Genomic DNA, 24,378 nt, shown 5'->3' on the forward strand with positions numbered 1-24,378 from the left:
TAGACGTAGAAAGCCCCAGAATCCACGAGATTCTGGGGCTTTCTACGGTTCCGGCAGCCTGTTGTGCAGAGGCTCGTCCAAGTCCACCTTGGACACGCCGATGATCAGATACGCGTCTTCCACCTTGTCGACCGGCATCTCGGCGCGCAGGTAGCCGATTCTGGGATCCCGCGACTCGACGGTCGCGCCCAGCCTCTCCAGTGCCTGCTCGACCTCCTCGTCGCGTCCCGGCTGCACGGAGATCATCAGTGGCACTGTGAGGTGGCCGTCGCGCTTCGCCTGCTCGACCCGGAGCTTGTCCGGTTTCGCTGAGGACACGGTGGGCACCTCCGCCAAGGGCACGGTTGGAGACCCGTTCGTACCACAGCTGCCGAGAGCCAGCGCGCAGAACGCGACGGCGAGCGGTCTTCTCATGTGGCTAGGACGGAACGGTCTCAGCGGACGGTTGCAACGATCTCGGCGAGAAGTTCCGGGTGCGTCAGATGAGCCACGTGACCTGCGCCTTCGATCGTGACGACGGTGCCACCGGTGTCGCGCGCGACGTCCCGCGCCGCCGGCCCGAACAGGTGGTCCGTGTGCTCGCCGACGATCACCGTGACCGGGATGTCCAGCTTCGGCGGCTCGTACCGGTAGCCGACGACGGCCTGCAGCTCGAGCGACGTCGAGTCGAGCAGCTCCTGCGCCTCGATCCACCGCTGCGGCGCGGTGTCGCGGAAGACGGGTTCGCCCGCGAGGTCGCGGACCATGATCTCCAGCGCGAGGTCGCGGTCGCCCGCCTCCAGGGCCTGCTGGAACCTCGCCACCACCGCGACGTCCAGTCCGATCGCGGGCTCGTACAGCACCAGACCGTCGAGGTCGTCGCGTTCCTGCGCCGTGAGCAGCGCGACGAGACCGCCGTAGCTGTGCCCGAACAGGGTCGGCCGCTCGTGCCGGTCGAGCACGGCGTGCAGGTCGTCGATCTCGGTGCGCAAGCTGTAGTCCGCAGGCAGCGGCACGCCGTTGCGGCCGCGCCTCTCCGGTACCTCTGCCGGCTCCAGCAGTGCCTTGACCTGCGTCCAGTCGGCCGCGGTGCTCTGCGCACCGTGCAAGATCACGTTCATGCCGCCGAACGTAGGGCTTGACACCAGTGTCAAGGTCAAGACGTGTTGATCGGTGAACTGGCCGCCGCGTGCGGCGTCTCCGCCCGTTCCGTCCGCCACTACGAGAAGTGCGGCCTGCTCACCTCGGCCCGTTCGCCGAACGGCTACCGCGTGTACTCACCGGCCGACGTCGAGACCGTGCGGCGCATCAAGGCGCTGCTGAACGTGGGCCTGCCGGTCGCCACCATCGCGCGGCTGCTCCCGTGCGTCGTGGACGCCTCACCGCGCCTGGACCCGTGCGACGACCTGATGGCGACGTTGCGCACCGAGGTGGCCAGACTGGACGCCCAGGCGGCCGAGATCGCACGCTGCCGAGGCCTCATCGCGGAGATCGTGGACCGCTCTACGGCTTAGGCCCCGCAAACGCTTGCTCCCGCAACGCCCCGTCCGCGCTCTCACCGAACACGCGCGCGTCCGTGTGCTGGTCGCCAGTGGGCTGCGCCCGCTTCACCGCGGTCACCGCCTTCGTCCTGACCTGCGGCAACGCACCACCGTGCTGACGCTGCACCCAGTCCACCAGATGCTCGCGAGTCAGGCACCGCAGATCCCAGAGCTTCCCGGCGTCCGCCGCACTCACCAGCGCACGCAACCGCACGAACCCCTGCGTCGCCTGCGTGACCTGCAGGACCGACACCCGCCCGTCCCAGAGGTCGCTGCCCTCCAGCATGGACCGCATCTCCTGTCGCATCGCCTCCACCGGCACCGTCCAGTCGAGGTCGAGCTCCACGGTCCCCAGCAACGCGGACTGGGTGCGCGTCCAGTTCTCGAACGGCGTCTTCAGGAAGTACGAGGTCGGCAACACCATCCTCCGGTCGTCCCACAGGTGCAGCACCACGTACGTCAGCGTGACGTCCTCGACCCGCCCCCACTCACCCTCGACCACCACGACGTCGTCGAGCCGCACCGCGTCGCTGAACGCGATCTGCAACCCCGAGATCAGGTTGCCCAGCAACGACTGCGCGGAGAACGCCGCCACCGCACCGATAACGGCAGCGGAAGCGAGCACAGTGGACCCGACAGCGCGAGCACCGGGAAACGTCATCAGGATCGCGCCCACGGCCAGCACTCCGATGACCACCAACACCAGCCGCCGCACCAGCACGACCTGCGTGTGCACCCGCCGCGCATGCCGGTTGTCCGTGACGTCCGTGCGGATCCGCGACAGCGACACGTCCACCAACGTGCTGATCAACGCGGACAACAACCAGGCGCCGGCCAGGATCAGCGCGATCCCCAGGACGTGCAACGTGACCGGCGCGTCAACGGGGTAGGCGCTGAGGCTTATCTGGGCGGCCAGCAAGGCGCCGAACACCTGGCCGGGGCGGTACATCCGGCCGGTGTGGGGGAAGCGGCGGACCAGCCGGTGGACCACCTCCACCACGAGCAGTGCGAAGGCCACCGAGCAGCCCATGACGACGAACAGCACGTTTCCTCCCTCCGGGTATCGAGAGCGGGTACCCGGAGGGTTCGAGGAGGAACACCATGAGCCCGCTCACGCGAACGGGGCGGACAGCCGCAGCTGTCCGCCCCGTTCGCACTACCTCAGAGCTCGGCCCTCGGCGGGAAGTCGTTCACCGCCTCGGCCAGGTACTCGGCCAGCCTGCCGTGGTAGGCGTTGTTGGGCGCCCCGTTCGTCAGGTACCCCGCAGCCACCTTGCCCACGTCACCCGAGTCGCGCACTGCGGCGTCGAAGTCGACAATGTGGTCGGCGTCGTAGTTGCGGTAGTTCACCAGCATGTCGGCGTTGAGCTGCCGCCGCTGCACTTCACGCTGGTCGTCGGCGGCGAGCCCGAGCGGCGGGATCGTCGTCAACACCACGTGCAGCGCCGTACCGTCCTGTCTGAGCTGCTTCTTCAACCCGGTGCGTGAGTTGATCAGGTCGGTGAGCGTGGCGCGGACCTGGTCAGCGGACTGCCCCCGGAGGATCTCCGTGCTGCCGAGCGCCACCAACGCCGTCCGAGCGTTCGCCGAACTGAGCACCGAACGCTCGATCTCGGTCTTGTAGTCGGGCCCGAGCAGCACACCCGTGTTCGGGAACGGCGCCGCCGTGGTCGGCTGCTGCACGGACAGGAGCGTGTCGTTCGGCGACAGGGTGCGCTGGTGCGCCCGCACGTCAGAGACGAAGCCGTTGAACCAGTTCACGGCGTTCGCGTTCGACCGGGACCGGCCGATCACGAACTTCCCGGTGGCGGCGAACGGGACGACGTCGTAGGCCGCTCCGTTGAGCACCCCGTTGACGAACAGCCTGGCTGTTCTCGTCTCCGCGTCGAACGTCGCGGTGAGGTGCGTCCAGTCCAGCGTCGCCTCACCCCAGGCCGGTACGTCCTTGACCCACGGCGTGGTGGTGCTGTCAGCACCGCGGAGTGTGAACGTCCATCGCTTGGTCGCCGGGTTGTAGTGCAGGGCGAAGCCGTCGGCGGCGGTGCCCTCCTGGCTCACCGCGGTCTGGGCGGTGGACAGGGAACGGGTCTTCACCCAGGCCGACACGCTGAAGTTCCTCGTCGTGTCGAGCACCTTCCCGCTCGTCGCGAGCGATGCACCGCTGCCGCTCAGCAGGACGCTGCCGTTGTGGTCCGGGCTGAACATAACGTTGCCGCTCGCCGTGGCGGGGAAGTTACCGCTCGAGTCCTGAGCCACGACACCGCTGTTGTCGTTCAGCTTCCACCGCGCTACGTCCTGCACGCCCGCTCGGCTCGCGTTCACCAGGCCGCCTGGCAACGCCTGTCCGACCGAGTTCAGCTTGCCGGGCAGGAGGTCGACCCACGTATCGCGCTGCGCCGAGCCCGGAGGTGCGGTCGCAGACAGGGAATCGCCCAGCACCACCACGGTGCCGTGACCGGCGTCCGTCGTGGACACGTCGACGGAGGACACGAAATAGCTGCCCGTCAACGTAGTGGCGAACGGCGTTCCCGTGGAGTCGGTGACGTTGTTGTTCCACGCCAAGAACGTCGGCGCCGATGCTCCTCCGTGCACTGGTGCCAGCGTGGTGCCAGTGGGGATGTGGAGGCTCACCACGAGGTTGCCGTTGCCGCCGGACGGCATCGCGATCGGGTCGCTGTAGATCTCCGCACCTGCGGCCAGGGTGGTTCCGGAGTTGCCCGCGAACTTCAACGTGGTCGGCGTGCCTACCGTCGCCGCTTCCGTGCCCGACTGAGCGGCCACCGAGGCCGCGCCGATCTGGACAGGGGAGTCGTTGCCCACATTGGAGAACTTGACGCGTACTTGTGCTCCCCGCACGGTCGGCTTCAGCACCGTGCGCAGCGTCCTGTCGGTGAACCAGTGACCGTCCGGCGGGACGACGGCCCCGTCGGCGGGCGCTGCCCAGGTGCCGACCCAGCCGACGTCCACCGGCCTGGGCGCCATCGCGAGGACGTGCAGTGAAGTCGTTCCCACACCGGGCATCAAACTCGCGCCGGAGTTCGGCAGGGTGATCGACTTCAACGTCTTGTTCGGATCCGTGGGCAGGAACACCGGCCTGATCACGGGCCGCCGGCTGCGGTCGACAGCGCTGAGGACCTTCCAATAGGGCAGCACGATTTCATCGACCTGCTTGGGAGCGGCGGTCCAGTCGCCGATCAACGGCATCGTCGGATCCGAGGTGGTGCCGTCGGTGTACGTGATTGTCGCGTTGCTCGCGGGTGTCTCACCTGCCGTGCTGAGCACGAGCAGCCCGACCGAATTCGCCTTCACCTGCTGAGTGGCGGGGAACGGGATGGTCTGGCCGATCGCCACGACGTTGTCGTTCCCGGTGGTGGAGTTGCGCGCCGGCATCGTGAACGTCGCGCCGTTGACGGTCAGGACGGAACCAGGGGCGAGACCGGCGGCGGCCATGGCCTCGATCGACAGGCCTGAGTTCACGTAGTCCAGCGCCGCGGTAGGACCGGTGTCGTTGCCGATGCCCCTGTTGTTCATGGCGTCGGTGAAGCTCGACGCCACGACGTTGTTGATCGGCAGGAACGTCAGGTAGTCGAGGCCGATCCGGTATCGGGCGTGCGTCGAGTTCGGATCGGTGCCCACCGCGGTGAAGGTGATCCTGTGTTTGCCTGCGGTGAGGTGCACACCGTTGAGAGGCACGAACTTCGCCACAGCGTTGGGGTCGTAGCCGTTTACAGGAGAGTTGTCCGTCTTGCCGATCGGCTTGTCGTCGATCTTCACCGTGAAGTTGCCGTAGTGGAACGCCGCGGTCATGCCGAGTCCGACGGAGTAGTCGGCTTCGATCGGCGTGCTGAACTCCAGGGTGAAAGACTTGCCGAGCTCGTCGTTGTCGAAGCGGCGTTGTGCGCCGCTGTTCCAGGCGGGACCACAACAGTCGGGCATGTGGTTCATCGGCTTGTCGGAGGCCAGGACCGGCATGGTCTCGGCGTCGAGCTTGACGGTCGGCGAGAGTTCGAGAAAATCGAACCCGGCTTTAAAGGTGGTCGCGGTCGAGCCGGCCTTCTTGTTCATGGTCACCTTGAGCTGGTGCCATCCCTCGGTCAGCTGGATACCTGCGAGCTTCTGCTTGTCGTACCGGGGTGTCGTCGAACTGGAGATGAACGGCTTGCTCACAGGGGTCCCATCGAGGGCGAAGGTGAGCTGATCTGGCCATGAGGTCGTGCTGTTCATCAGACCTGCGGTGACGTCGTAGTCGCCGTTGGCAGGCACCCGGAAGGCGAATGTCGCCCACGCGCCATCTGTGGTGGACTGCATCGACAGGTACTTGCCGCCTGACGCCGCAGCGTCCGAAACGAAGTTGAACTCCATCCCCTGGGACTCCGGCGAGTACACGTCAGGGGTGTTCTCGAACTCGTACTTCGCGGTCGGCGCCGGTGTCACGAACGCGGGCGAGACGTAGAACTCGAACGCCTGCGACTCGGGCGAGAGCTTGTGTGCTTCGTCGAAGCTGCGCACGTGCAGCGTGTGCCGACCGGGTGTGAGGTTCGAGGGCACTGTGATGGACGCGGTACCACCGGAGGCAGCGACCCAACCACCGTTGGAGAACGTTCGGTTGTAATCGCAGTCCGTTGTGGACGGCAGGGTCGCGGTTCCGGCACCGGCGAAGGTGTAGGAGAAGCCAGCCAGGTACTTGGCGCCGTTCGCGTTGAAGGTGAACTTGCCCGGCTGGTTCTGCGGTCGTGACCAATAGCCGCGCTCGTAGTCATCGCCGGTGATGGTGGGAACTTGGGTGATCGGGGCGGCACGGACGTTGAAGTCGTAGAAAGGAGAATCATCCGACTTCAGGGAGTAGCCCGGTTGACCAGGGTAGAGGTTCACGCCCCAGGCCTTGAACTTGTATCGTCCATCGGCCAGAGTGTTGTCACTCTGGAAGCTGCCGACCGCACCTGAGGAAATCTCCGTGGGGATCGTGGTTTGGGAGACGGGGGTCCCGGCTTCGTTGCGGATGTCGTGGTACAGGTTCAGCTTGAGCGGTGGGTTGTTGCTGTCTTCCATCGTCGACGAGACAGTGGGACGTGAGTCAGGGGTGAACACCGAACCGTTGCAGATCACAGCGTTGCTGACCGAATAGGGCTTCGGGTTCTGCGGCCGGAAGGAGAACTTGATGTCCAGTCGCGGGTTGTTTCCGAACCGCTTCCAGTGGTCCATCGTGTTCTCGTAGTCGGGAGCCCGCAGACCGAGGTTGAGCCACTGGTAGTCCCACCGAGCCGCGTCCCTCGCCACGCCCTCGACCTCGAATTCCACCTCGCGCGCACCACCGCACTGGTCACCGGCGTTGGACCACTTGGTGTCGATGTCGACAGTGCTGGCGGGCCCCGGCCACACGGTTCCGGAGTTGATGCCAGATCCGATCATCGCGACGGTCGGCTGCGCGGTACAACCCGTGGCGGCGTGCGCCTGGGTCACCCAGAAGCCGGCGTCGAAGATCGTGGCCTCGTAGCCGAAGCGGTGGTTGAGCTCGCTCACCGGGAAGTCGAAGTAGGACCTGGCCTTGAAACTCTGCGTTCCGCACAAGCTGTCGCGACCTTTGTCGCAGTAGCCGACCTTTGCCCAGTCCGAGGTGTTCCAGGTCTTCCAGCCCGCGCTGGTGACAGTGACCCAGTTCGTCCGGTTCTTGGACAGAGGCGGGTCGATGTAGACCGGGTACTTCACATCAGGACCGGTCAGCGCGTCTGGTGCCGGCTTGATCTCCACCTCGGTGGAACCGTCGTCCGCGGGCTTTGCCGTCACGTCCAACTTGGAGACCTTGCCGTTGACGGGATCGATCTCCTTCACCGAACCGGGTTTTCCCGCCCTGGAGGAGTCCCACATGATCGGTGACGAGCCACCGAAGGTGACTTTCCCGTTGCTGTCGCTTGCCTTCAGCAGATCGTTCGACTCGGAAAGCTGGACCCCCTTGCCCGAGAGTCGGTACCTGATGGTGGCCAGCTCGGGGTTGGCGGCGGCTTCCGCGTTGTGTACGACGAGGACGTGCGAGTAGCCCAGGTTGTTCGCCTTGACCTTGAGATCGACGCCGGGAAGAACTCCCGCATAGGTAGCCGAATCCCCCTCGAGGACGGGCTTGGGCAACGGTGTGTCCCAGTTGAGCGAGACTGACTTGTCACCGTCTTTCAATGTCGCAAGCGGACCGTCACCACCATTCGAGAACGTCAAGTCCGAAGTAGACGCTTTAGGGGTGATCCGGCCATCTGCCCGCTGCGTGAGTGAGTTGTCCGTTGGGATCCATCTCCCGTCGCGCTTCACTCGAACTGGTTGGTTGTGGACGCTGAGCGTCCTCGTGCCGTCGGGATTGGCGCGTACGACGGAGCTCTCCGTCGTCTTTTCGGGGATCTCCACGGGCTGGCTGGTGCGCTGAGCCTCAGCTGCAGCGTTCGCCTCGCCCGGCGACGCGGCGACAGGCTGCGGCGCGGTCTGCTCAGGCCGTGGCGCCGCCATCGCAGGTTGGGTAAGGCTCAACGTCATCGCTGTGGCGAGCACTGCCGCAGCGAGCCGGGTTCTGGACCCTCTCGCAGAGAGCGATTTTGGACGCACTTGTACAACCCCCCAGGTCTGACGACTCGCGAGATGCGAGCGAGGCGCACGATAACTCCGTGGAGCTTCAGAGGCCAGAGGGATGTTGGCCACTCGGGTGACGTGGCAGGCAACATCTGAAATGCCTCTTTCCGAACCGGCGGTCGCTGGCTTACAGTCCCGGTCGCGGTACTCCGTGCGGGGTGCCAGTGCGCTGGGGGGTGTACGTGTCGGACGGAGATTTCGCGCGTTCTGAATCGGCCGGATCGGGCCTGAGACGCAGACGCAATCGAACCAGGATCGCACTTCTCGCGGTGCTCGCCATCCTGTCCTCGACCGCTGTGGCCATCACGGTGACCAGGTCGTCGACGCAGGAGACGGGCACCGCTTCCGCACGCGTGCTCGACCACGTCGATCTCCCCGTGGCACAACGGGAGGAGCCTCCCGCGCCAGAGAACGGCGAGCTGCGCGACGCGCGCTGGCCCTCGGGCGCCCGCGGCACCGTGCTGGCCACGAGCACCCCTCGTCAGGTCGCGAAGACCCCAGTCACCGTCGCGAAGAAGTCCGGAAAACCACAGGTCGTCGCGGTGACGGTGATCGACCAGGAGCAGAGCCGCAAGGCCGGTGTCTCCGGTGTCGTGCTTGAAGTCCGCCCGACCGGCGCAGCCAAGCGCGAGGAAGACCCACTCTCAGTGGGTCTTTCCTATGCGGAGTTCGACAAGGCGATCGGCGGTTCCTTCGGTTCACGCCTGGGCCTGGCCAGGCTGCCGGCCTGTGCACTGACCACTCCGGACCGCCCCGAGTGCCGCGTCCAGGAACGCATCCCGTCGCACAACGACCGCGCCAAGCGCACCGTCTCCGCCGATGTCCCCGCCGAGCCGATGCTCCTCGCTGCGGTAGCGGACCAGTCCGGCCCGCAGGGCACGTTCAAAGCGAGCTCGCTCGGCCCTGCCGGCAACTGGTCCGTGTCCCCCGGCACGGGTTCGTTCAGCTGGTCCTACCCGATCGACGTGCCGGCTCCCGCCTCGGGCAAGGTTGCTCCGAAGTTGTCGCTTGCCTACAACTCGTCCAGTGTGGACGGAAGGACGTCCGCCACGAACGGCCAGGCGTCGTGGATCGGCCAGGGCTGGGACTACACCCCCGGCTTCATCGAGCGCTCGTACAAGCCGTGCGGTGACGACAAGACGCTCCCGCAGGCTCAGCAGACAGCGGACAACTGCTGGCAGGGACACGTCGTCACGATGAACCTGGGCGGTCAGTCCAACCAACTCGTGCGTGACGACAACACGGGCGTCTGGCGCACCTCGGGTGACCACGGTGCCAAGGTGCAACTCGTGCAGGGTGCGAACAACGGCCTTGCCGAGGGCGAGCACTGGAAGGTCACCACGACCGACGGCGTGAGCTACTACTTCGGCCGCAACCGGGGTGACGGCTACAACGGCCAGGAGGAGACCAAGTCCGCCTGGGGCGTGCCGGTCTACTACCCGAAGGCCGGAGACAGCTGCTACCGAGCCACTTTCGCCGACTCGTGGTGCAAGCGTGGCTGGCGCTGGATGCTCGACTTCGTCGAGGACCCGCACGGCAACGTCAGCTCGTACTACTACACCCCCGAGACGAACTTCTACGGCGCCAATGGCAAGAACACGGGTGTCGAGTACACCCGCGGCGGTGTTCTGAGCCGCATCGACTACGGCCTGCGCAAGGTCGGCGGTTCCATCTACACCTCGCCCGCGCCGAACCAGATCGTGTTCGCGCCTGCCGCCCGATGCGTCCCGGCCGACGGCTACAACTGCGACCTCGGGCAGCTCGACGAGTCCAAGGCCAAGTACTGGCCGGACCTGCCCCAGGACCAGATCTGCAAGCAGGGTGCGACGTGTGAGAACCACGGACCGTCGTTCTTCTCCACCCAGCGCCTGACGAAGATCACCACTCAGTACACCGTCGGCGGCACGACGAAGCCGGTGGACGTGTTCGAACTGGGGCAGACCTACCCCGAGCTGGCGGACAAGGAACTGCGGCTCGATTCGATCAAGCGCACCGGACACCACCCGGACGGCACGTCGATCGCCATGCCGCTCATCACGTTCGAGAGCCAGGCGCTCGCGAACCGCGTCGAGGGCTACAACTCGATGGGCGCGTACTTCCACTGGCGACTCACGAAGGTCAACACCGACACCGGCGGCCGGATCAACGTCACCTACAGCGACCCGGACTGCACCGCGACCAGCTACCCGACGAACTTCGCCCAGAACGACCGGCTCTGCTACCCGGTGTACTGGACGATGCCGTTCAACAGCGACCCCGTGCTCGACCTGTTCCACAAGTACGTCGTGCGCAAGGTCGTCGTCGAGGACAGCAACAGGGTCGGTGACACTCCGCCCCGGCCGGTCTCCCCGCAGCAGGTCACGACGTACCGCTATCTGGGCACGCCGGCCTGGCACTTCGACGACAACGAGCTCGTCAAGGCCGAACACCGCACGTACGGACAGTTCCGCGGCTACGGGAAGGCCGAGGTTCTCAAGGGCGACGGCGATGGCCCGGAGAAGGAGACCCTGACCCGGTCGACGTTCTACCGCGGCATGGGCGGCAACATCACCGACTCCCGTGGACAGTCCGTTGTGGACAACAACCTCTTCGCCGGCACCGTGCGCGAGGAAGAGGTCTTCGACGGAGACGGCGGCACGCGCCTGTCGTCGAGCTTCTCCACCCAGACCGTGGTCGGCACCCCGACTGCGAGCCGCGTTCGCCGCGGTCTGGACCCGCTGACCGCCAACGTCGTCGAGGTCGCCGGCACCGAGTCCATCACCTACCTCGCCGCAGGCGGGCAGAAGAAGGCGTCGACGGTCAACCGGCACGACGCCCTGGGCCGCGTGGTCGCGAAGACCGACTCCGCCGATGGTCTCCCGGACCTCTGCACGACCAGCAAGTTCGCAGAGAACCTCGCACTCGGTATCCGCGACCGGATCTACGAGGTCACCCAGTCCCAGCAGGCCTGCCCGGCGGACGGCGTTGAGCCGGGACCGGTCACCAAGCGCGTGCGCACCTACTTCGACGGTTCGGCCACCCTCGGCGCGATGCCCGGCGTGGGCAACCCGACCAGCACCGCGGAGGCGGTGCGCGCCACCGACGGCTCGCTCACATACCAGCCGAGCGCCACCGTCACCTACGACTCGTCGGGCCGGCCCAGCAAGACCGTCGACGCGTTCAACCGCACCACCGTCACCAGCTACACCCCGGCCGACGGCGGGCGCCTGTCGAAGATCGTCTCCGTCAACGCGAAGAACCAGACCAGCACCGTCGAGTTCGAGCCGTCGCGCAACGCCACCGTCAAGACCACCGACGTGGGCAACCGCGTCACCGAGGCGACCTACGACGCGCTCGGCCGGCTGACCGCGTTGTGGAATCCGGGCCAGGCCAGGGCGATCAGCGATCCGTCCGTGAAGTACGAGTACCTGCTGCGCTCCGACGGGCCGCTCGCGGTCACGTCGAAGGCGCTCGTCGACAACGGCACCAGCAAGAACTACGTGACGGCGGTCAGCCTCTTCGACGCGTTCGGTCAATCGCGTCAGACGCAGTCGGAGGCGCTCGACGGATCGGCCAATCGCGTGGTCAGCGAGACGTTCTACGACTCGCACGGCTGGGCGGTGTCGAGCAACAACAACTACCTCGTCGCGGGCGCCCCGAGCACGACGCTCGTCGACGTCGCTGAGGCATCCGTCGACAACCGCACCATTACCCAGTTCGACGGCTCCGGTCGCGGCGTGCAGGCCACGTCCTACAAGGGCCTCACGGCGGTCGAACAGACCAAGACCGTCTACGGCGGTGACCGCACCACGACGTTCCCGCCGACCGGTGGCGTGATCAACGAGCAGCTCAACGACGCCCGCGGCCAGGTCGTGGAGACCCGTCAGTACACGACCGCGCCCGCCGTCAACGGGTCCGTCGTCTCCGGCGGCGCCTTCCAGGCGACCACTCGCCGGTACACCGCGAACGGCCTCCTGGACCAGATCAAGGACACGGCCGGCAACGAGTGGTCGTTCACCCACGACCTGCGTGGCCGCATCGTCAGCCAGACCGACCCCGACGCGGGCACGGTGAGCACCACCTACGACGCGCTCGGCCAGATCGAGTCGACCAGCAACGCCGCCGGCCAGAAGTTGTTCTACGAGTACGACGAACTCGGCCGCAGGACGGTCGAGCGCGCCGACTCCAAGACCGGCGCAATGCTCGCGCAGTGGCGGTACGACGGTGCTACCAACGGTGTCGGACTTCCGTTCTACAACACCAGGTACACGGCGAACGGCAACTTCGACTCCGGCCCCAGCGCCTACGACGGCGCCGGCAACGTGACCGACCTGATCCTGCGCGTTCCGACGTCGGAGCACGGCCTGGCCGGTACGTACACGACGAAGACCGCTTACACGACGACCGGCCTGCCGAAGACCCTGACGCTGCCGGCGAAGGGCGGGCTTCCCGGAGTCCCGATCGCCACGTCGTACACGAAGTACGGCCTGCCGGAGAAGACCGAGGGCTACAACGCCTACGTCTCCGCGTCCACCTACACGCCGTTCGGCGAACCGCTGAAGTACGTGCTGGGCGCCAACAACGCGGCCACCGACCTGTCCTTCGACTACGACGCCCACACCCGCCGCCTGGCACTCACGAAGCTCTCCGGCGGGCCGTCACCGTTGATCGACGAGACCACGTACAGCTACGACCACGCGGGCAACCTGCTCAAGCAGATCAACAACCAGGGCGACCGCGGTGTCCGTTCGCAGTGCTTCGCCTACGACGCGCTGCAACGCCTCACCGAGGCTAGGACGTCGACCGACGCCTGCGCCACCGCGGCGTCGAAACTGACCCTCGGCACCCTGTCGCCGTACTGGCACTCGTGGACGTTCGAGCCGACCGGCCTGCGCAAGACCCAGGTCGCGCACAGCCTGACCGCGGGCCAGCCGGACAAGACCACCACGTACGACTACCCGGCCGCAGGCACCGCCCGTCCGCACTCGCTGACGAGCACCTCCGACGGAACCTCGTACACCTACGACGCCTCGGGCAACACCAAGACGCGCACTCTGCCCACAGGCGTCCAAACCCTCGACTGGGACTACTCGAGCAGGCTGAAGTCCGTCACTGCGCCGGAAGGCACGACGTCGTACATCTACGACGCCAACGGCGACCAGCTGATCCGCCGCGATCCGGACAAGACCACCCTGTTCGCCCCGGGCCAGGATCTCGTCCGCAACCACGAGTCCGGCATCGTCACCGGCACCCGCTACTACGCGCACAACGGCACCAAGGTCGGCATGCGCATCGCCGGCGGCAACTTCAAGTTCGAGGTGTCCGACCTCCACCAGACCGGCCAGCTGACCGTCGACTCGGTCTCGCGCGACGTCACCCGCCGCGCGTCAGACCCGTACGGCAACGTGCTGGGCGAGATCACCGGTGGCCCATGGCCGTCTGGTCGTGGCTTCCTCGACAAGCCGGTCTCCACCGTTACGGGCCTGACGGACATCGGCGCCCGCAAGTACGACGCGTCGACCGGCCGTTTCATCTCGGTGGACCCGCTGCTCGACCTCACCGCCCCGCAGACCTGGACCGGTTACACCTACGCGAACAACAACCCGACCACGTTCGCGGACCCGTCCGGCCTGTTCTGCGACGCCTGTGAGTACTCGGACATGCAGATCGGCAACCACCATGGCGTTGGTTGCTCGTACGACCCGACCGGCTCCTGCCGCTCCAAGGAGGAAGTCGACCTCTCGCACCAGATCCGCACGGGTCGCAACGAGGACACGACGAAGCAGCCGACGATCGGCGGCCGGCGAGTGCCCACGTTGAAGGAGCTCAACAGCCGCGTCGTCTACGGCACCTTCGGCCACAACGACTACCTGGAAGGTGTCGAGGCGTGGGCTAAGCAGTCCTGTCAGCGGGCTAGTGCTGCGGACCGGGACTTCTGCAGTGCCGCCGACGCGATGGGGTTGCTTGAGCCGAACTCTGTCGGCAAGGCCATCCTCGAGATGGCGTTCCACTTCGTGTGCAACAGGTTTGCGCCTTGTGCGGTCGCTTCCATGGCCGTCGGGTTGTTGATCGCGATGAACGACGGGCCCGAGGCTCAGGTCAACGCAGCGATGGACACCAAGGGGCCGCGTTCGCCTGGCAGGAAGAGCAGCGGGTCCTGTCCGGTGCCGAACAGCTTCGTCGGCGAAACGCTGGTGTTGATGGCAGACGGCTCCACGAAGCGGATCGACGAGGTCAAGGTCGGCGATCAGGTCGCGAACAGCGACCCGGAGAGCGACCACACCGAACAGAACGAGGTCGTTTTCGTTCACGTCACCGACGCCGACAAGGACTACGTCGATCTGGAAGTCGCCGGTTCATCCGGTGAGCGAAAGGTGAGGACGACCGCGCACCACCCGTTCTATCTCGTGGATGAGCGAGCCTGGGTTGATGCGGGTGACCTGACGGTCGGCGATCAGCTGAACACGCCGGAGAACGGCCGGGTGGTCGTGTCGGCGGTGCGTCACTTCCGTGCCGAACTTCGCACCTACAACCTCTCTGTTGCCAATGTCTTCACATATTATGTACTCGCCGGAGAAACTCCGGTGTTGGTGCACAACACCCCGCCGCCACCGCCCTCGCCGACTGACGGGGTCGTCTACCTGCGCACGGACCGAATCACCGGCGACGAGTACGTGGGACAAGCCAAGAACTGGAGCCGTTACCTCAAGCGCCAGCGCGAGCATGCTAGGGATCACCCCAACGCTTCATTCACGTTCACGGTGCTCGGACGGGCGCCAAGCGGCACGCCGCTCGATGTTCTGGAAGAGAGCTGGATGCGTGCGGGAGGCGGCAAGAGAACAATTCCTGGTAGCGTTCTGGTGAACGACAGGGTTCAGATGAGTGAAAAGCGTTATCGGGCAGCTGGAGGTGATGTCTCATGTCCGTGAGGTATAAGCAGGGCGACGTGTTCACCGTCCCTATTGACGGCGAATCCTTCGTGCTCGGACGGGTCGTGCGTGTGCTGGGCGGCAACGTTCTGATTGCTGTGTATGCGGAGTCGCTGAAGTCGGTGCGTGAGATCGATCTAGATGTCCTGGACAGGGCCGCTCCGATCTTTCTCGCGGTGACCATGGATCTACGGCTGATCGATGGACAGTGGTCCTTGGTGGGAGAGTGGAGCCCGGAGATCGAGCTTCGCCTTCCTCGGTACAAGGTTCAGGCGGGTGATGGTGCCTTCTACGAGCAGCACCTCGACGGAAGCATGGGAAGGTCCCTGACCGCAGCCGAAGCGGAACGTCTGCCCAACTATTCGTCGTACTCACCCGCGCTGGTCGAGATGGCGGTGCGTGCGCACTTCGGCCATGAGACTTGGCGCCCGGTTTTTGACGAGATCCGGATCGAAGGGTCTGCCTGAGTCGATCGTGGTGACCAGTGAAGGCCTCTGAGTCTTCGCTGGTCACCGCATCCGTGTCGGTAGTGCGCTGTAGCCACGACTGCTGCTGTGCAGTGTTGCGGTGTCAACCTCCTTGCATCCTGGGTTTGAGTCTGTAAGACTCAAACCATGTTCACTGCAGCGGAGGCCCTGAGCCTGGTCGAGAGCGCCAGGTCGGCCGAAGACCTGTTCGGGCCGCGCAGCACCGACCCGGACCAGCGCAAACAGGCGAAACGCCGCTACCACGCGCTGGCCTCGGTGCTGCACCCCGACGTGGTCGGACCCGCCGACACCCGAGCCCACGCCGCGTCGGCGAACCTCACCCGCCTGCACCACGAGTGGACCAACGAAGTCCGGGTCACGCTCAAAACCAGAACCGGGACCTACCGCATAGGCGAGCCGTTCGCGAAGGGCAGCATCGCCAACCTCTACGAGGCCGAAGGGCCGCACGTCGTCAAGGTGGTGCGCAACCCCGCGCTCAACCCGCTGCTGCACGGCGAGTGGCACGCCCTGCGCCGGCTCGAACGCTTCACCGACCGCAACCAGTGGCTGCGCCCCTTCTACCCGCGCCTCCTCGACACCTCCGGAGACGTGGCCAAGGGCAGCAGAGCGTTCACGGTGCTCGACCCGCTACGAGAAGGCTTCGTCACGCTCAAGGAAGTCCGGAACGCCTACCCGGACGGACTGGACGGGCGCGACTACGCGTGGATGCACCGCCGGCTGCTCAAGGCGTTGGCCGGCGCCCACCAGATCGGACTGGTGCACGGGGCCGTCACCGCCGAGAACGTGCTGGTGCACCCCGAACAGCACGGCATCGTGCTGGCCGGCTGGTCGTTCGCTGTCGAGACGGGCCAACGACTTCTCGCGACCAGCAAGACCATCGCCTACCCGCCGGAAGTCCAAGAGCAAAAACCGGTCACCGCCGCCTCGGACGTCCACATGGCACACATGCTGATGCTCGAACTGCTGAACACCAAGGAAAAACGGCAGATCGCCTTCGCTAGAGGCTGCACGCAGGACCGCCCGGAACGCCGGCCGGACGCCTCCGACCTGATCGACGAGTACGACGAACTGCTCGAAGAACTCTACGGGCCAAGGGTTTTCCGCCCGTTCACACTTCCCCGGACAGGAGAATGACCATGGGACACGGCAAGTGGGACGACAACGCCTACGCCGCGGCGAAGACCTTCCGCGCGGCCAAGGGGATCGCGGACTTCGGCTACACCGCCGCGGTCAAGTCGACGCCCGCCTCGGAGTGGAAGGCCGCGCCGAGCCTCGACCCGCTGAACGTCGCGCACCGCGAGTGCCGCGACTCGCCCGACCACGCCGACTCGACACCGATCGCGGTGCTGTTCGACGTGACCGGCTCGATGGGCAGCGTGCCGCGGATCATGCAGGGCAAGCTCGGTAAGCTGCACGGTTTGTTGCAGCGTAAAGGATATCTCGCGGACCCGCAGCTGATGTTCGGCGGGATCGGGGACGCGGACAGCGACCGGGTGCCGTTGCAGGTCGGTCAGTTCGAGTCGGACAACCGCATGGACGAGCAGCTGCGCGACATCTTCCTCGAAGGCAACGGCGGCGGGCAGAAGAGCGAGTCGTACGAGCTCGCCGCGTATTTCGTCGCACGGCACGTGGTCAGCGACGCGTGGCAGAAGCGCGGCCGCAAGGGCTACCTGTTCATCATCGGCGACGAGCTGAACAAGCCGCGGCTGGAGGCCCGGCACATCCGCCGGGTTATCGGCGACGACGTCCGGCAGGACATCGACCCCGTGTCGGTGTACCGCGAGCTCGCCCGCAAGTGGCACGTCTACTTCATCCTGCCCAACCAGTCGTCGTACTACAACGACGACGCCATCGGTGAGCACTGGCGGGCCATCCTCGGGCAGAACTTCCTCAAGCTGGACGACCCCGGCGCGGTGTGCGAGCTCATCGCCGCGACGATCGGCATGGAGGAGCAGGTTGTCGACCTCGACCAGGCGCTGGTGGACCTCGCCGAGATCGGTTCGGCCGCCGAGAGCAAGGCCGTCGGCAAGGCGCTGGTCGCCGTCGGCTCGGGCAAGCGCGCTGTCGTGGCCGCCCCGCGCGGCATCGACGGGCCCGACGACGTGGCGCTGAGCTGATGAACGACCACGTGATCGTCGTCGGGCTCGGGTTCGGCGACGAGGGCAAGGGTGCCGTCGTCGACGCGTTGTGCGCGGACGGGAGCGTGTCGGCCGTCGTGCGGTTCAACGGCGGCGCGCAGGCCGCGCACAACGTGATCGCCGACGGCCGGCACCACACGTTCAGCCAGTTCGGGTCGGGCACGCTCGCGGGCGTGCCGACCCGGCTGTCGCGGTACGTGCTCGTCGAACCGATCGCGCTGGCCACCGAGTCGCGCGAGCTGGAGGCGCTCGGTGTCGCGAACCCGTTGTCGCTCATGTCGATCGACGCGGGAGCGCTGCTCACCACGCCGTTCCACGTCGCCGCGAACCGGGCGAGGGAACGCGCCAGAGGCGACGGCCGGCACGGCTCGTGCGGCAAGGGCATCGGCGAGACCGCCTGGTACGGCCTGCTGTCCGGGGCGAAAGCGGGAGACGTCGTCGAAGGGCAGCAGGTGCTCGGCGAGCCCGGCCCGGCTCCCAGGGTCGGCGACTGCCTCGACCCCGCGGCACTGAGGCGCAAGCTGGACGCGCTCGCGAGGTTCTACGAGCCGCTGATCGGTGCCGGTCCGAACGTGGACGAGCTGGTCGGGCTCTACCGCGCGTTCGCCGACGCCGTCCGAATCATCCCCGGCGACGACGGGATGTTCGACTCCGGGCGGGTCGTCTTCGAGGGGGCACAGGGGGTGCTCCTCGACGAGACCTACGGCTTCCACCCGCACACCACCTGGTCGACGGTCGTGCCGCGCAACGCGCGGGAGCTGCTGCGCGGACGACCGGCACGGGTGCTCGGCGTGACCAGGACCTACCAGACGCGGCACGGCGCGGGCCCGCTGCCGACCGAGGACCCGGCGGTGCTCGCCCGGTTCCCGGAGCGGCACAACGGCACGGGGGAGTTCCAGGGCGCGTGGCGGGCCGGGCACCTGGACGCGAACCTGCTCCGCTACGCCGTGGCGTGCTGCGGGGGCGTGGACGGGCTCGCCGTGACCCACCTGGACGCCCGCGAAACCATGGTCGCCACCGGACAGGGGCTGGAGGACATGCCTGATCCCGTGGCGTACCTGGAGGAGTTGCTCGGCGTCGGCGTGCTCGTCACCGGGGCGGGCGCGACCAGGGCGGACTACGTGGTGCGGGAGAATCGACGACATGATCGAGTCGACGTTGGTGTCGGTGGACGTGATCGTGCTCCGGTTTGATCCGGAGGCGCGCGCGGTGCTCGTGGGGGTGGCACCGCGCGAACAGGAGCCGTTCGCGGGCGAGCTGGCCCTGCCCGGCGTCCTGCTCGGCCGGGGCGAACGGCTGCGCGACGCGACCACCAGAGCCGTCACGGGCAAGCTGGGGCTCGCGCAGGAGTCCGTGACGGCGACCGGTCAGCTCGCCACGTTCGACGAGCCCTCCCGCGACCCGCGCGGCCCGACGCTGTCGATCGCGCTCTGGGCCACGGTGACCGGGCCGACCGGGGAGGTGGCGGTCTGGAACCGGCTCGACGCCGTGCCGCCGCTCGCGTTCGACCACGACCGGATCGTCGCCGACTGCCGGCCGCTGCTGGCCGACAAGCTGTGGCGCGACGTGCCGTTCACGGCGGGGCTGCTCGGGCGGGAGTTCACGACGGCGCAGGCGCTGGACGTGACCGAGTCGCTCACCGGCGACCGGCCCTACCCGGCGAACCTCGGCCGCACGATGGACCGCGTGCCAGGGCTCGGACGCACCAGCGAGCACGCCGCGGCGCTGCCCAAGGGAGGCCGGCCGCCGCTCGTCTGGAAGTGGACTAGCGAGGCAGTTCGGGCTTGAACAGCCAGCGGTCGAGCAGGTCCCGGTGCCCGGCCAAGGAGATGAAGTCCTCGGTCGTCACCACGCCGTGCCGGTGGCGCGCGCACCACTCCCGCAGCAGCGCGAAGAACGAGTCGTCGCCCATCTCGCGGCGCAGCGCGTGCAACGTGAGCGCACCGCGCTTGTAGACCCGGTCGTCGAACCAGTCGGCGCGCGGCGGCCGTCCGATCACGAGGTTCTGCGGCAGCCTGCGCAGCAGGTCCCTGGCCCCGGCCGCGCACGCGTCCGCGGACCGGCCGCCGGACGCCTCGGACCACAACCACTCCGAGTAGCAGGCGAAGCCCTCGTTGAGCCAGATGTGCTCCCAGTCGGCGATGCCGACCGAGTTGCCGAACCACTGGTGCGCGAGCTCGTGCGCCACCAGCCGTTCCGCACCCCGGCGCCCGTCCACGTGGTTGGCACCGAACGTCGAATGCCCCTGCGCCTCGACGGGAACGTCCAGCGCGTCGTCGGTCACCACGACCGAGTAGCGGGCGAACGGGTACGGACCGAAGAGCGACGAGAACAGCTCGATCATCTGGTTCTGCCGGCCGAAGTCGTGTGCCACCAACCGCTTCAGCCGCGACGGCGCCCACACGCCCGGCAGCGCCTCGACGTACTGTCCGATCTGGACGGTCGCCAGGTAGGTCGCCATCGGGGAGGCCATCGAGTACGTCCAGCGGGTCGTGCTGCCGGAGACCTTGCCGTCCACCAGCACCCCGTTGCACACCACCGTGTACGGCGAGGGCGCGGTGACCTCCAGGTGGTACGAGGCCTTCGACGACGGTACGTCGAGGCACGGGAACCACGACGGCGCGCCGATCGGCTGCGAGGCCACGATCGAGCCGTCCGTGAGCTCGTCCCAGCCCAGGTCGCCCCACTCCGGCGTGGAGATCGGCCGGGGTGTGCCCGAGTACCGCACCTCCACCGTGAAGGCCCCGCGCACGGCCGCCCGGACGTTCAGGACGCCACCGGCGTGCCCGTACCGCGCCGGCCTGCCGTTGACCAGCAGCTTCGAGATCCTCAGGGAGCCGAAGGACAGCGAGAACGACGACAGGGGAGTGGCGCAGGAAGCCTGCAGCACCGCGCGCCCCGAGAGGCGCGCGGAGTGCGGCTTGTAGTCAAGCTCTAGCGCGTAATGGTGTACGGAGAAGCTCATGTCCACGCGGAGATCGGGTTGCCCAGCCAACGGGTTCCCGACGGTACATCCTCTCCGCGCATGACGAGCGAGGCGGGTCCGATCGTCGTGTGGTCGCCGATCGACGCGCCCGGCAGCACGATGCCGTGCGGGCCCAAAGTGGACCCCGCACCCAGCTCCACCCGGTCCATCCGCAGGATCCGGTCGTGGAACAGGTGCGTCTGCACGACGCAGCCCCGGTTCACCGTCGCGCCGGCGCCCAGCCGGACCAGGTCCGCCTCGGGCAGCCAGTACGACTCGCACCACACGCCGCGGCCCACGGACGCGCCCAGCGAGCGCAGCCACAGGTTCATGATCGGTGTGCCGCCGGAGAACCCGATCAGCCACGGCACCGCGAGCACCTCGACGAACGTGTCCGCCAGCTCGTTGCGCCACACGAACGCCGACCACAGCGGGTACTCCCGCGTCTTGAACCGGCCCACGAGCGTCCACTTGGCGACGACCGCGACCAGGCAGGCCAGGACACCCGCGCCGAGCAGCACGAGGCCGGAGGCCCAGATGCCGAACTCCTTCAGCGCGAACAGCACCAGCACGACCAGCGCGACGTTCAGCATCACCGGCACGAACCGGCACAGCTCGACCAGCGCCCGTGCCCACATCAGGTGCTTCGGCGGGTCGAACGTGCGGGACTGGTCCGACACCTCGGCGGCGCGCGGCAGCTTCATCGGCGGCATGCCCAGGTACGACGACCCGGCCTTCGCGCGTTTCGGAGCGGCCGACAGCACGCCGACGAGGCCGCCCTTCGGCACCGCGCGACCGGGCGCGGTCATGCCCGAGTTGCCCAGGAACGCCCGCTTGCCCACACGGGCCGTGGCGATGCGCAGCCAGCCGCCGCCCAGTTCGTACGACGCGACCATCGTGTCGTCGGCGAGGAACGCGCCGTCGCCCACGCGGGTCATCTTCGGCAGCGCCACGACGGTCGAGGCCTCGACGCGGCGCCCGACCTTCATGCCGAGCAGGCGCAGCCACACCGGCGTGAACAGCGACGCGTACAGCGGGAACAGGGCCGAGCGCGCGTTGTTCATCAACCGCTCGGTGGTCCACGCGGCCCACGCCACGCGGCTGTGCACGGGGTAGTGGCCCTCGCGCATGCCGATGCCCAGCAGGCGCACCGCGACCAGCACGATCAGCGCGTACGAGCCGAACCAGATCGCGGAGGCGACCGGCACGTCCCACAGCGCCGACGTCAGCGTGACGGGCCGGCGCAGCACGTACAGCAGGGCCGGGACCGCCGCGAGCAGCGGCAACGCGCCCAGCAGGCCGGACGAGACGCCGTACATCAGGTTCCAGAAGCGCGACCGCTCCGGACGCCGTGACGGGTACGAGCGCGCCGCCTTGCCCTCGCGGATCGCCGGGACGCCCGCCCAGCGCTGCCCGGTCGGCACCGAGCCGCGGACACCCGAACCGGGCGCCACCTCGGCCCTCTTGCCGATCCGCGCGCCGGGGAACAGCGTGCTGCGCGCACCGACGGTCGCGCCCGCGCCGATCCGGACGCGGCCGATGCGCAGCCGGTCGCCGTCGAGCCACCAGCCGGACAGGTCGACCTCGGGTTCGACGGCGGCGCCGCGCCCGACCTTCAGCATGCCCGTGACGGGCGGCAGCGAGTGCAGGTCGGCGCCTTCACCGATCCGCGCGCCCAGCGCCCGCGCGTAGTGCGTGACCCACGAGCCGGAAAGTTCGGTGGCGCGCGACATCTGCGCCAGCATCTCGGCGGTCCACAGTCGCAAGTGGACGGAGCCGCCGCGCGGGTACGCACCGGGCTTCACGCCGCGCAGCAGCAGCCGCGCGCCACCGGCGGAGATCGCCAGACGGCCGGCGGGGCTGAGGAACGCCACGAAGCCCGCGGCGACCCACCACCACGACACGGACGTCCAGCCCAGCACGTTCGACAGCGCCGTGAGGGCCACGACGTACCGCGCGCCCGCGACGGTGAGCAGAGGGACCATCAGCAGCGTCTGCACGACGCCGGTCCAGCGGGGCGTCGGCGCGACCTCGCGCACCTCGGCCGTCTCGCCGTACGACTCGAGCCTGCGCGCGAGCTTGTACAGCGTGGGGTTCTGGTAGACGTCCTGGACCGACGTGCTCGGGTAGCGCGTGCGGATCAGCGAGACCAGCTGGGCCGCGCCGAGCGAGCTGCCGCCGGAGGCGAAGAAGTTCGCGTCCTCGGACGCCGGACCCGACCCCAGCACGGAGGACCACTGCTCCGCGAGCCAGCCCTCGAGCCCGCTGAACACCACGTCCGCGGTGTCCATCGACTCGAGCGGCCACGGCAGTGCGGCGCGGTCGACCTTGCCGGACGTGCGCGTCGGCAGCGTGTCGACGACGGCGATCAGCGGGACGAGCGCGGCGGGCAGCTCGGACCGGAGGCGCTCGACGGCGGCCTCCTGGTCGAACTCGCCGTCGACCACGACGTAGCCGACGAGGATCTGGTTGCCGCCCCGCGTGGTGCGGACGGCCGCGGCGGCACCGGCGATGCCCGGCAGCGCGGCCAGCGCGGCGTCCACCTCGCCCAGCTCGATGCGGCGGCCGCCGAGCTTGATCTGCTCGTCCGCGCGGCCGAGGAACACGAGGCCCTCCGGCTCGGCGCGGACCATGTCGCCGCTGCGGTACGCGCGGTCCCAGCCCATCGAGGGCAGCGGCGCGTACTTCTCGGCGTCCTTGGCCTCGTCGAGGTAGCGCGCGAGGCCGACACCGCCGATGACCAGCTCGCCGGACTCGCCCATGGGCACGACCTCGCCGCGGGCGTCCACGACGACGAGCTCCCAGCCGTCGAGCGGCAGGCCGATGCGCACGGGACCGGTGCCGGTCATCTGCGCGGCGCAGGCGACGACGGTGGCCTCGGTCGGCCCGTAGGTGTTCCAGACCTCGCGGCCGGGGACGGCGAGCCGTTCGGCCAGCTCGGGCGGGCAGGCCTCGCCGCCGAAGATCAGCAACCGGACGTCGTCCAGTGCCTCGACCGGCCACAGCGCGGCCAGCGTCGGCACCGTGGAGACGACGGTGATCTCCTGCTCGACGAGCCACGGCCCCAGGTCCATGCCCGTGCGCACCAGCGAGCGCGGCGCGGGCACCAGGCAGGCGCCGTAGCGCCACGCGAGCCACATCTCCTCGCAGGAGGCGTCGAACGCGACCGAGAGGCCCGCCAGCACGCGGTCCTCGGGACCGATCGGCTCGTCCCGCAGGAACAGGCCCGCCTCGGCGTCCACGAACGCGGCGGCGCTGCGGTGCGTGACGGCGACGCCCTTGGGCTTGCCGGTGGACCCGGACGTGAAGATGATCCACGCGTCGTTGTCCAGGCCGGGTTCGCCGGGCACGCCGAGCGGGGTCCCGTGCGGGACAAGGGAACGGCCCTCGCCCAGCACGGCACTCACTTGTGCCTCACCGAAAACGAGCTCGGCGCGCTCGTCGGGGTCCTCGAAGTCGACGGGCACGTAGGCCGCGCCGGCCGCGATGGTCGCGAGGATCGAGACGTAGAGGTCGACGGTGCCGGACGGCACGCGGATGCCGACCCGGTCGCCGACCCCGATGCCCTCGGCGGCCAGCTTCTCCTTGAGTTCCAGTACTTCCGTGATCAGTGCGCGGTAACTCAGCGCGGTGGTGCCGTCGTCGACGGCCAGCGCGTTCGGGTGCTCTTCGGCACTCGCGCGCAGGATGTCCAGGAGGGTGCGCGGTGTCGGCGCCTGCCCTGCGGTGAACATCGATGGGAGGACAACG

General features: G+C 67.9%; 13 protein-coding genes. 7 read left to right on the plus strand and 6 right to left on the minus strand.

Annotated elements, in window-relative coordinates:
* Window positions 1–42: 42 nt before the first annotated feature.
* Window positions 43–318 (minus strand): hypothetical protein, encoded by a 276-nt coding sequence (locus ABZX02_RS02990; protein WP_355294424.1) that lies wholly within the window; start codon window positions 316–318, stop codon window positions 43–45.
* Between the two features lie 116 nt (window positions 319–434).
* The gene (locus tag ABZX02_RS02995) at window positions 435–1,100 is read right to left on the minus strand and encodes an alpha/beta hydrolase (RefSeq protein ID WP_355294425.1); all 666 of its coding nucleotides are present in this window, start codon (window positions 1,098–1,100) and stop codon (window positions 435–437) included.
* A gap of 42 nt (window positions 1,101–1,142) precedes the next feature.
* Here ABZX02_RS02995 and ABZX02_RS03000 point away from each other — a divergent pair, with 42 nt between their 5' ends.
* Window positions 1,143–1,493, plus strand: coding sequence for a MerR family transcriptional regulator (locus tag ABZX02_RS03000; RefSeq protein WP_355294426.1), 351 nt, complete (start codon window positions 1,143–1,145; stop codon window positions 1,491–1,493).
* On the opposite strand, the gene ABZX02_RS03005 is transcribed toward ABZX02_RS03000, so the two are convergent.
* Window positions 1,483–2,565 (minus strand): mechanosensitive ion channel domain-containing protein, encoded by a 1,083-nt coding sequence (locus tag ABZX02_RS03005; protein WP_355294427.1) that lies wholly within the window; start codon window positions 2,563–2,565, stop codon window positions 1,483–1,485. The two genes, ABZX02_RS03000 and ABZX02_RS03005, sit on opposite strands and share 11 nt — an antisense overlap.
* 116 nt (window positions 2,566–2,681) lie before the next feature.
* A complete protein-coding gene (locus ABZX02_RS03010; protein WP_355294428.1) occupies window positions 2,682–8,390 on the minus strand; it encodes a LamG-like jellyroll fold domain-containing protein in 5,709 nt (1,902 codons plus the stop codon).
* 8 nt (window positions 8,391–8,398) lie between these two features.
* Between ABZX02_RS03010 and ABZX02_RS03015 the strand changes: the two genes are divergently transcribed.
* The 6 genes from ABZX02_RS03015 to ABZX02_RS03040 all read left to right on the plus strand — a co-directional run bounded on the left by ABZX02_RS03015 (window position 8,399) and on the right by ABZX02_RS03040 (window position 19,451).
* Window positions 8,399–15,037, plus strand: coding sequence for a polymorphic toxin-type HINT domain-containing protein (locus ABZX02_RS03015; protein ID WP_355294429.1), 6,639 nt, complete (start codon window positions 8,399–8,401; stop codon window positions 15,035–15,037).
* Window positions 15,038–15,054: 17 nt separating this feature from the next.
* On the plus strand, window positions 15,055–15,504 hold the full coding sequence (locus tag ABZX02_RS03020) for an Imm26 family immunity protein (RefSeq protein WP_355294430.1): 450 nt from the start codon (window positions 15,055–15,057) through the stop codon (window positions 15,502–15,504).
* A 147-nt stretch (window positions 15,505–15,651) separates the two neighbouring features.
* Window positions 15,652–16,659: an adenylate cyclase gene (locus tag ABZX02_RS03025; RefSeq protein WP_355294431.1), complete on the plus strand. Its 1,008-nt coding sequence runs from the start codon at window positions 15,652–15,654 to the stop codon at window positions 16,657–16,659.
* A 2-nt stretch (window positions 16,660–16,661) separates the two neighbouring features.
* Entirely contained in the window at window positions 16,662–17,642 is a 981-nt protein-coding gene (locus tag ABZX02_RS03030; protein WP_355294432.1) for a hypothetical protein, read from the plus strand.
* Window positions 17,642–18,856 carry an adenylosuccinate synthetase gene (locus ABZX02_RS03035; protein ID WP_355294433.1) on the plus strand — a complete coding sequence of 405 codons (1,215 nt, stop codon included), beginning with the start codon at window positions 17,642–17,644 and terminating at the stop codon, window positions 18,854–18,856. Before ABZX02_RS03030 ends, ABZX02_RS03035 begins: the two co-directional genes overlap by 1 nt.
* Window positions 18,807–19,451 carry an NUDIX hydrolase gene (locus ABZX02_RS03040; RefSeq protein WP_355294434.1) on the plus strand — a complete coding sequence of 215 codons (645 nt, stop codon included), beginning with the start codon at window positions 18,807–18,809 and terminating at the stop codon, window positions 19,449–19,451. The genes ABZX02_RS03035 and ABZX02_RS03040 overlap by 50 nt, the downstream gene beginning before the upstream one ends.
* On the opposite strand, the gene ABZX02_RS03045 is transcribed toward ABZX02_RS03040, so the two are convergent.
* Window positions 19,429–20,628, minus strand: coding sequence for a M1 family metallopeptidase (locus tag ABZX02_RS03045; RefSeq protein ID WP_355294435.1), 1,200 nt, complete (start codon window positions 20,626–20,628; stop codon window positions 19,429–19,431). The genes ABZX02_RS03040 and ABZX02_RS03045 overlap by 23 nt on opposite strands.
* Window positions 20,625–24,362: a Pls/PosA family non-ribosomal peptide synthetase gene (locus ABZX02_RS03050; RefSeq protein WP_355294436.1), complete on the minus strand. Its 3,738-nt coding sequence runs from the start codon at window positions 24,360–24,362 to the stop codon at window positions 20,625–20,627. The genes ABZX02_RS03045 and ABZX02_RS03050 overlap by 4 nt, the downstream gene beginning before the upstream one ends.
* Window positions 24,363–24,378: the final 16 nt, after the last annotated feature.

This window comes from Lentzea sp. NPDC003310 (assembly GCF_040610935.1).
Lineage (GTDB): Bacteria > Actinomycetota > Actinomycetes > Mycobacteriales > Pseudonocardiaceae > Lentzea.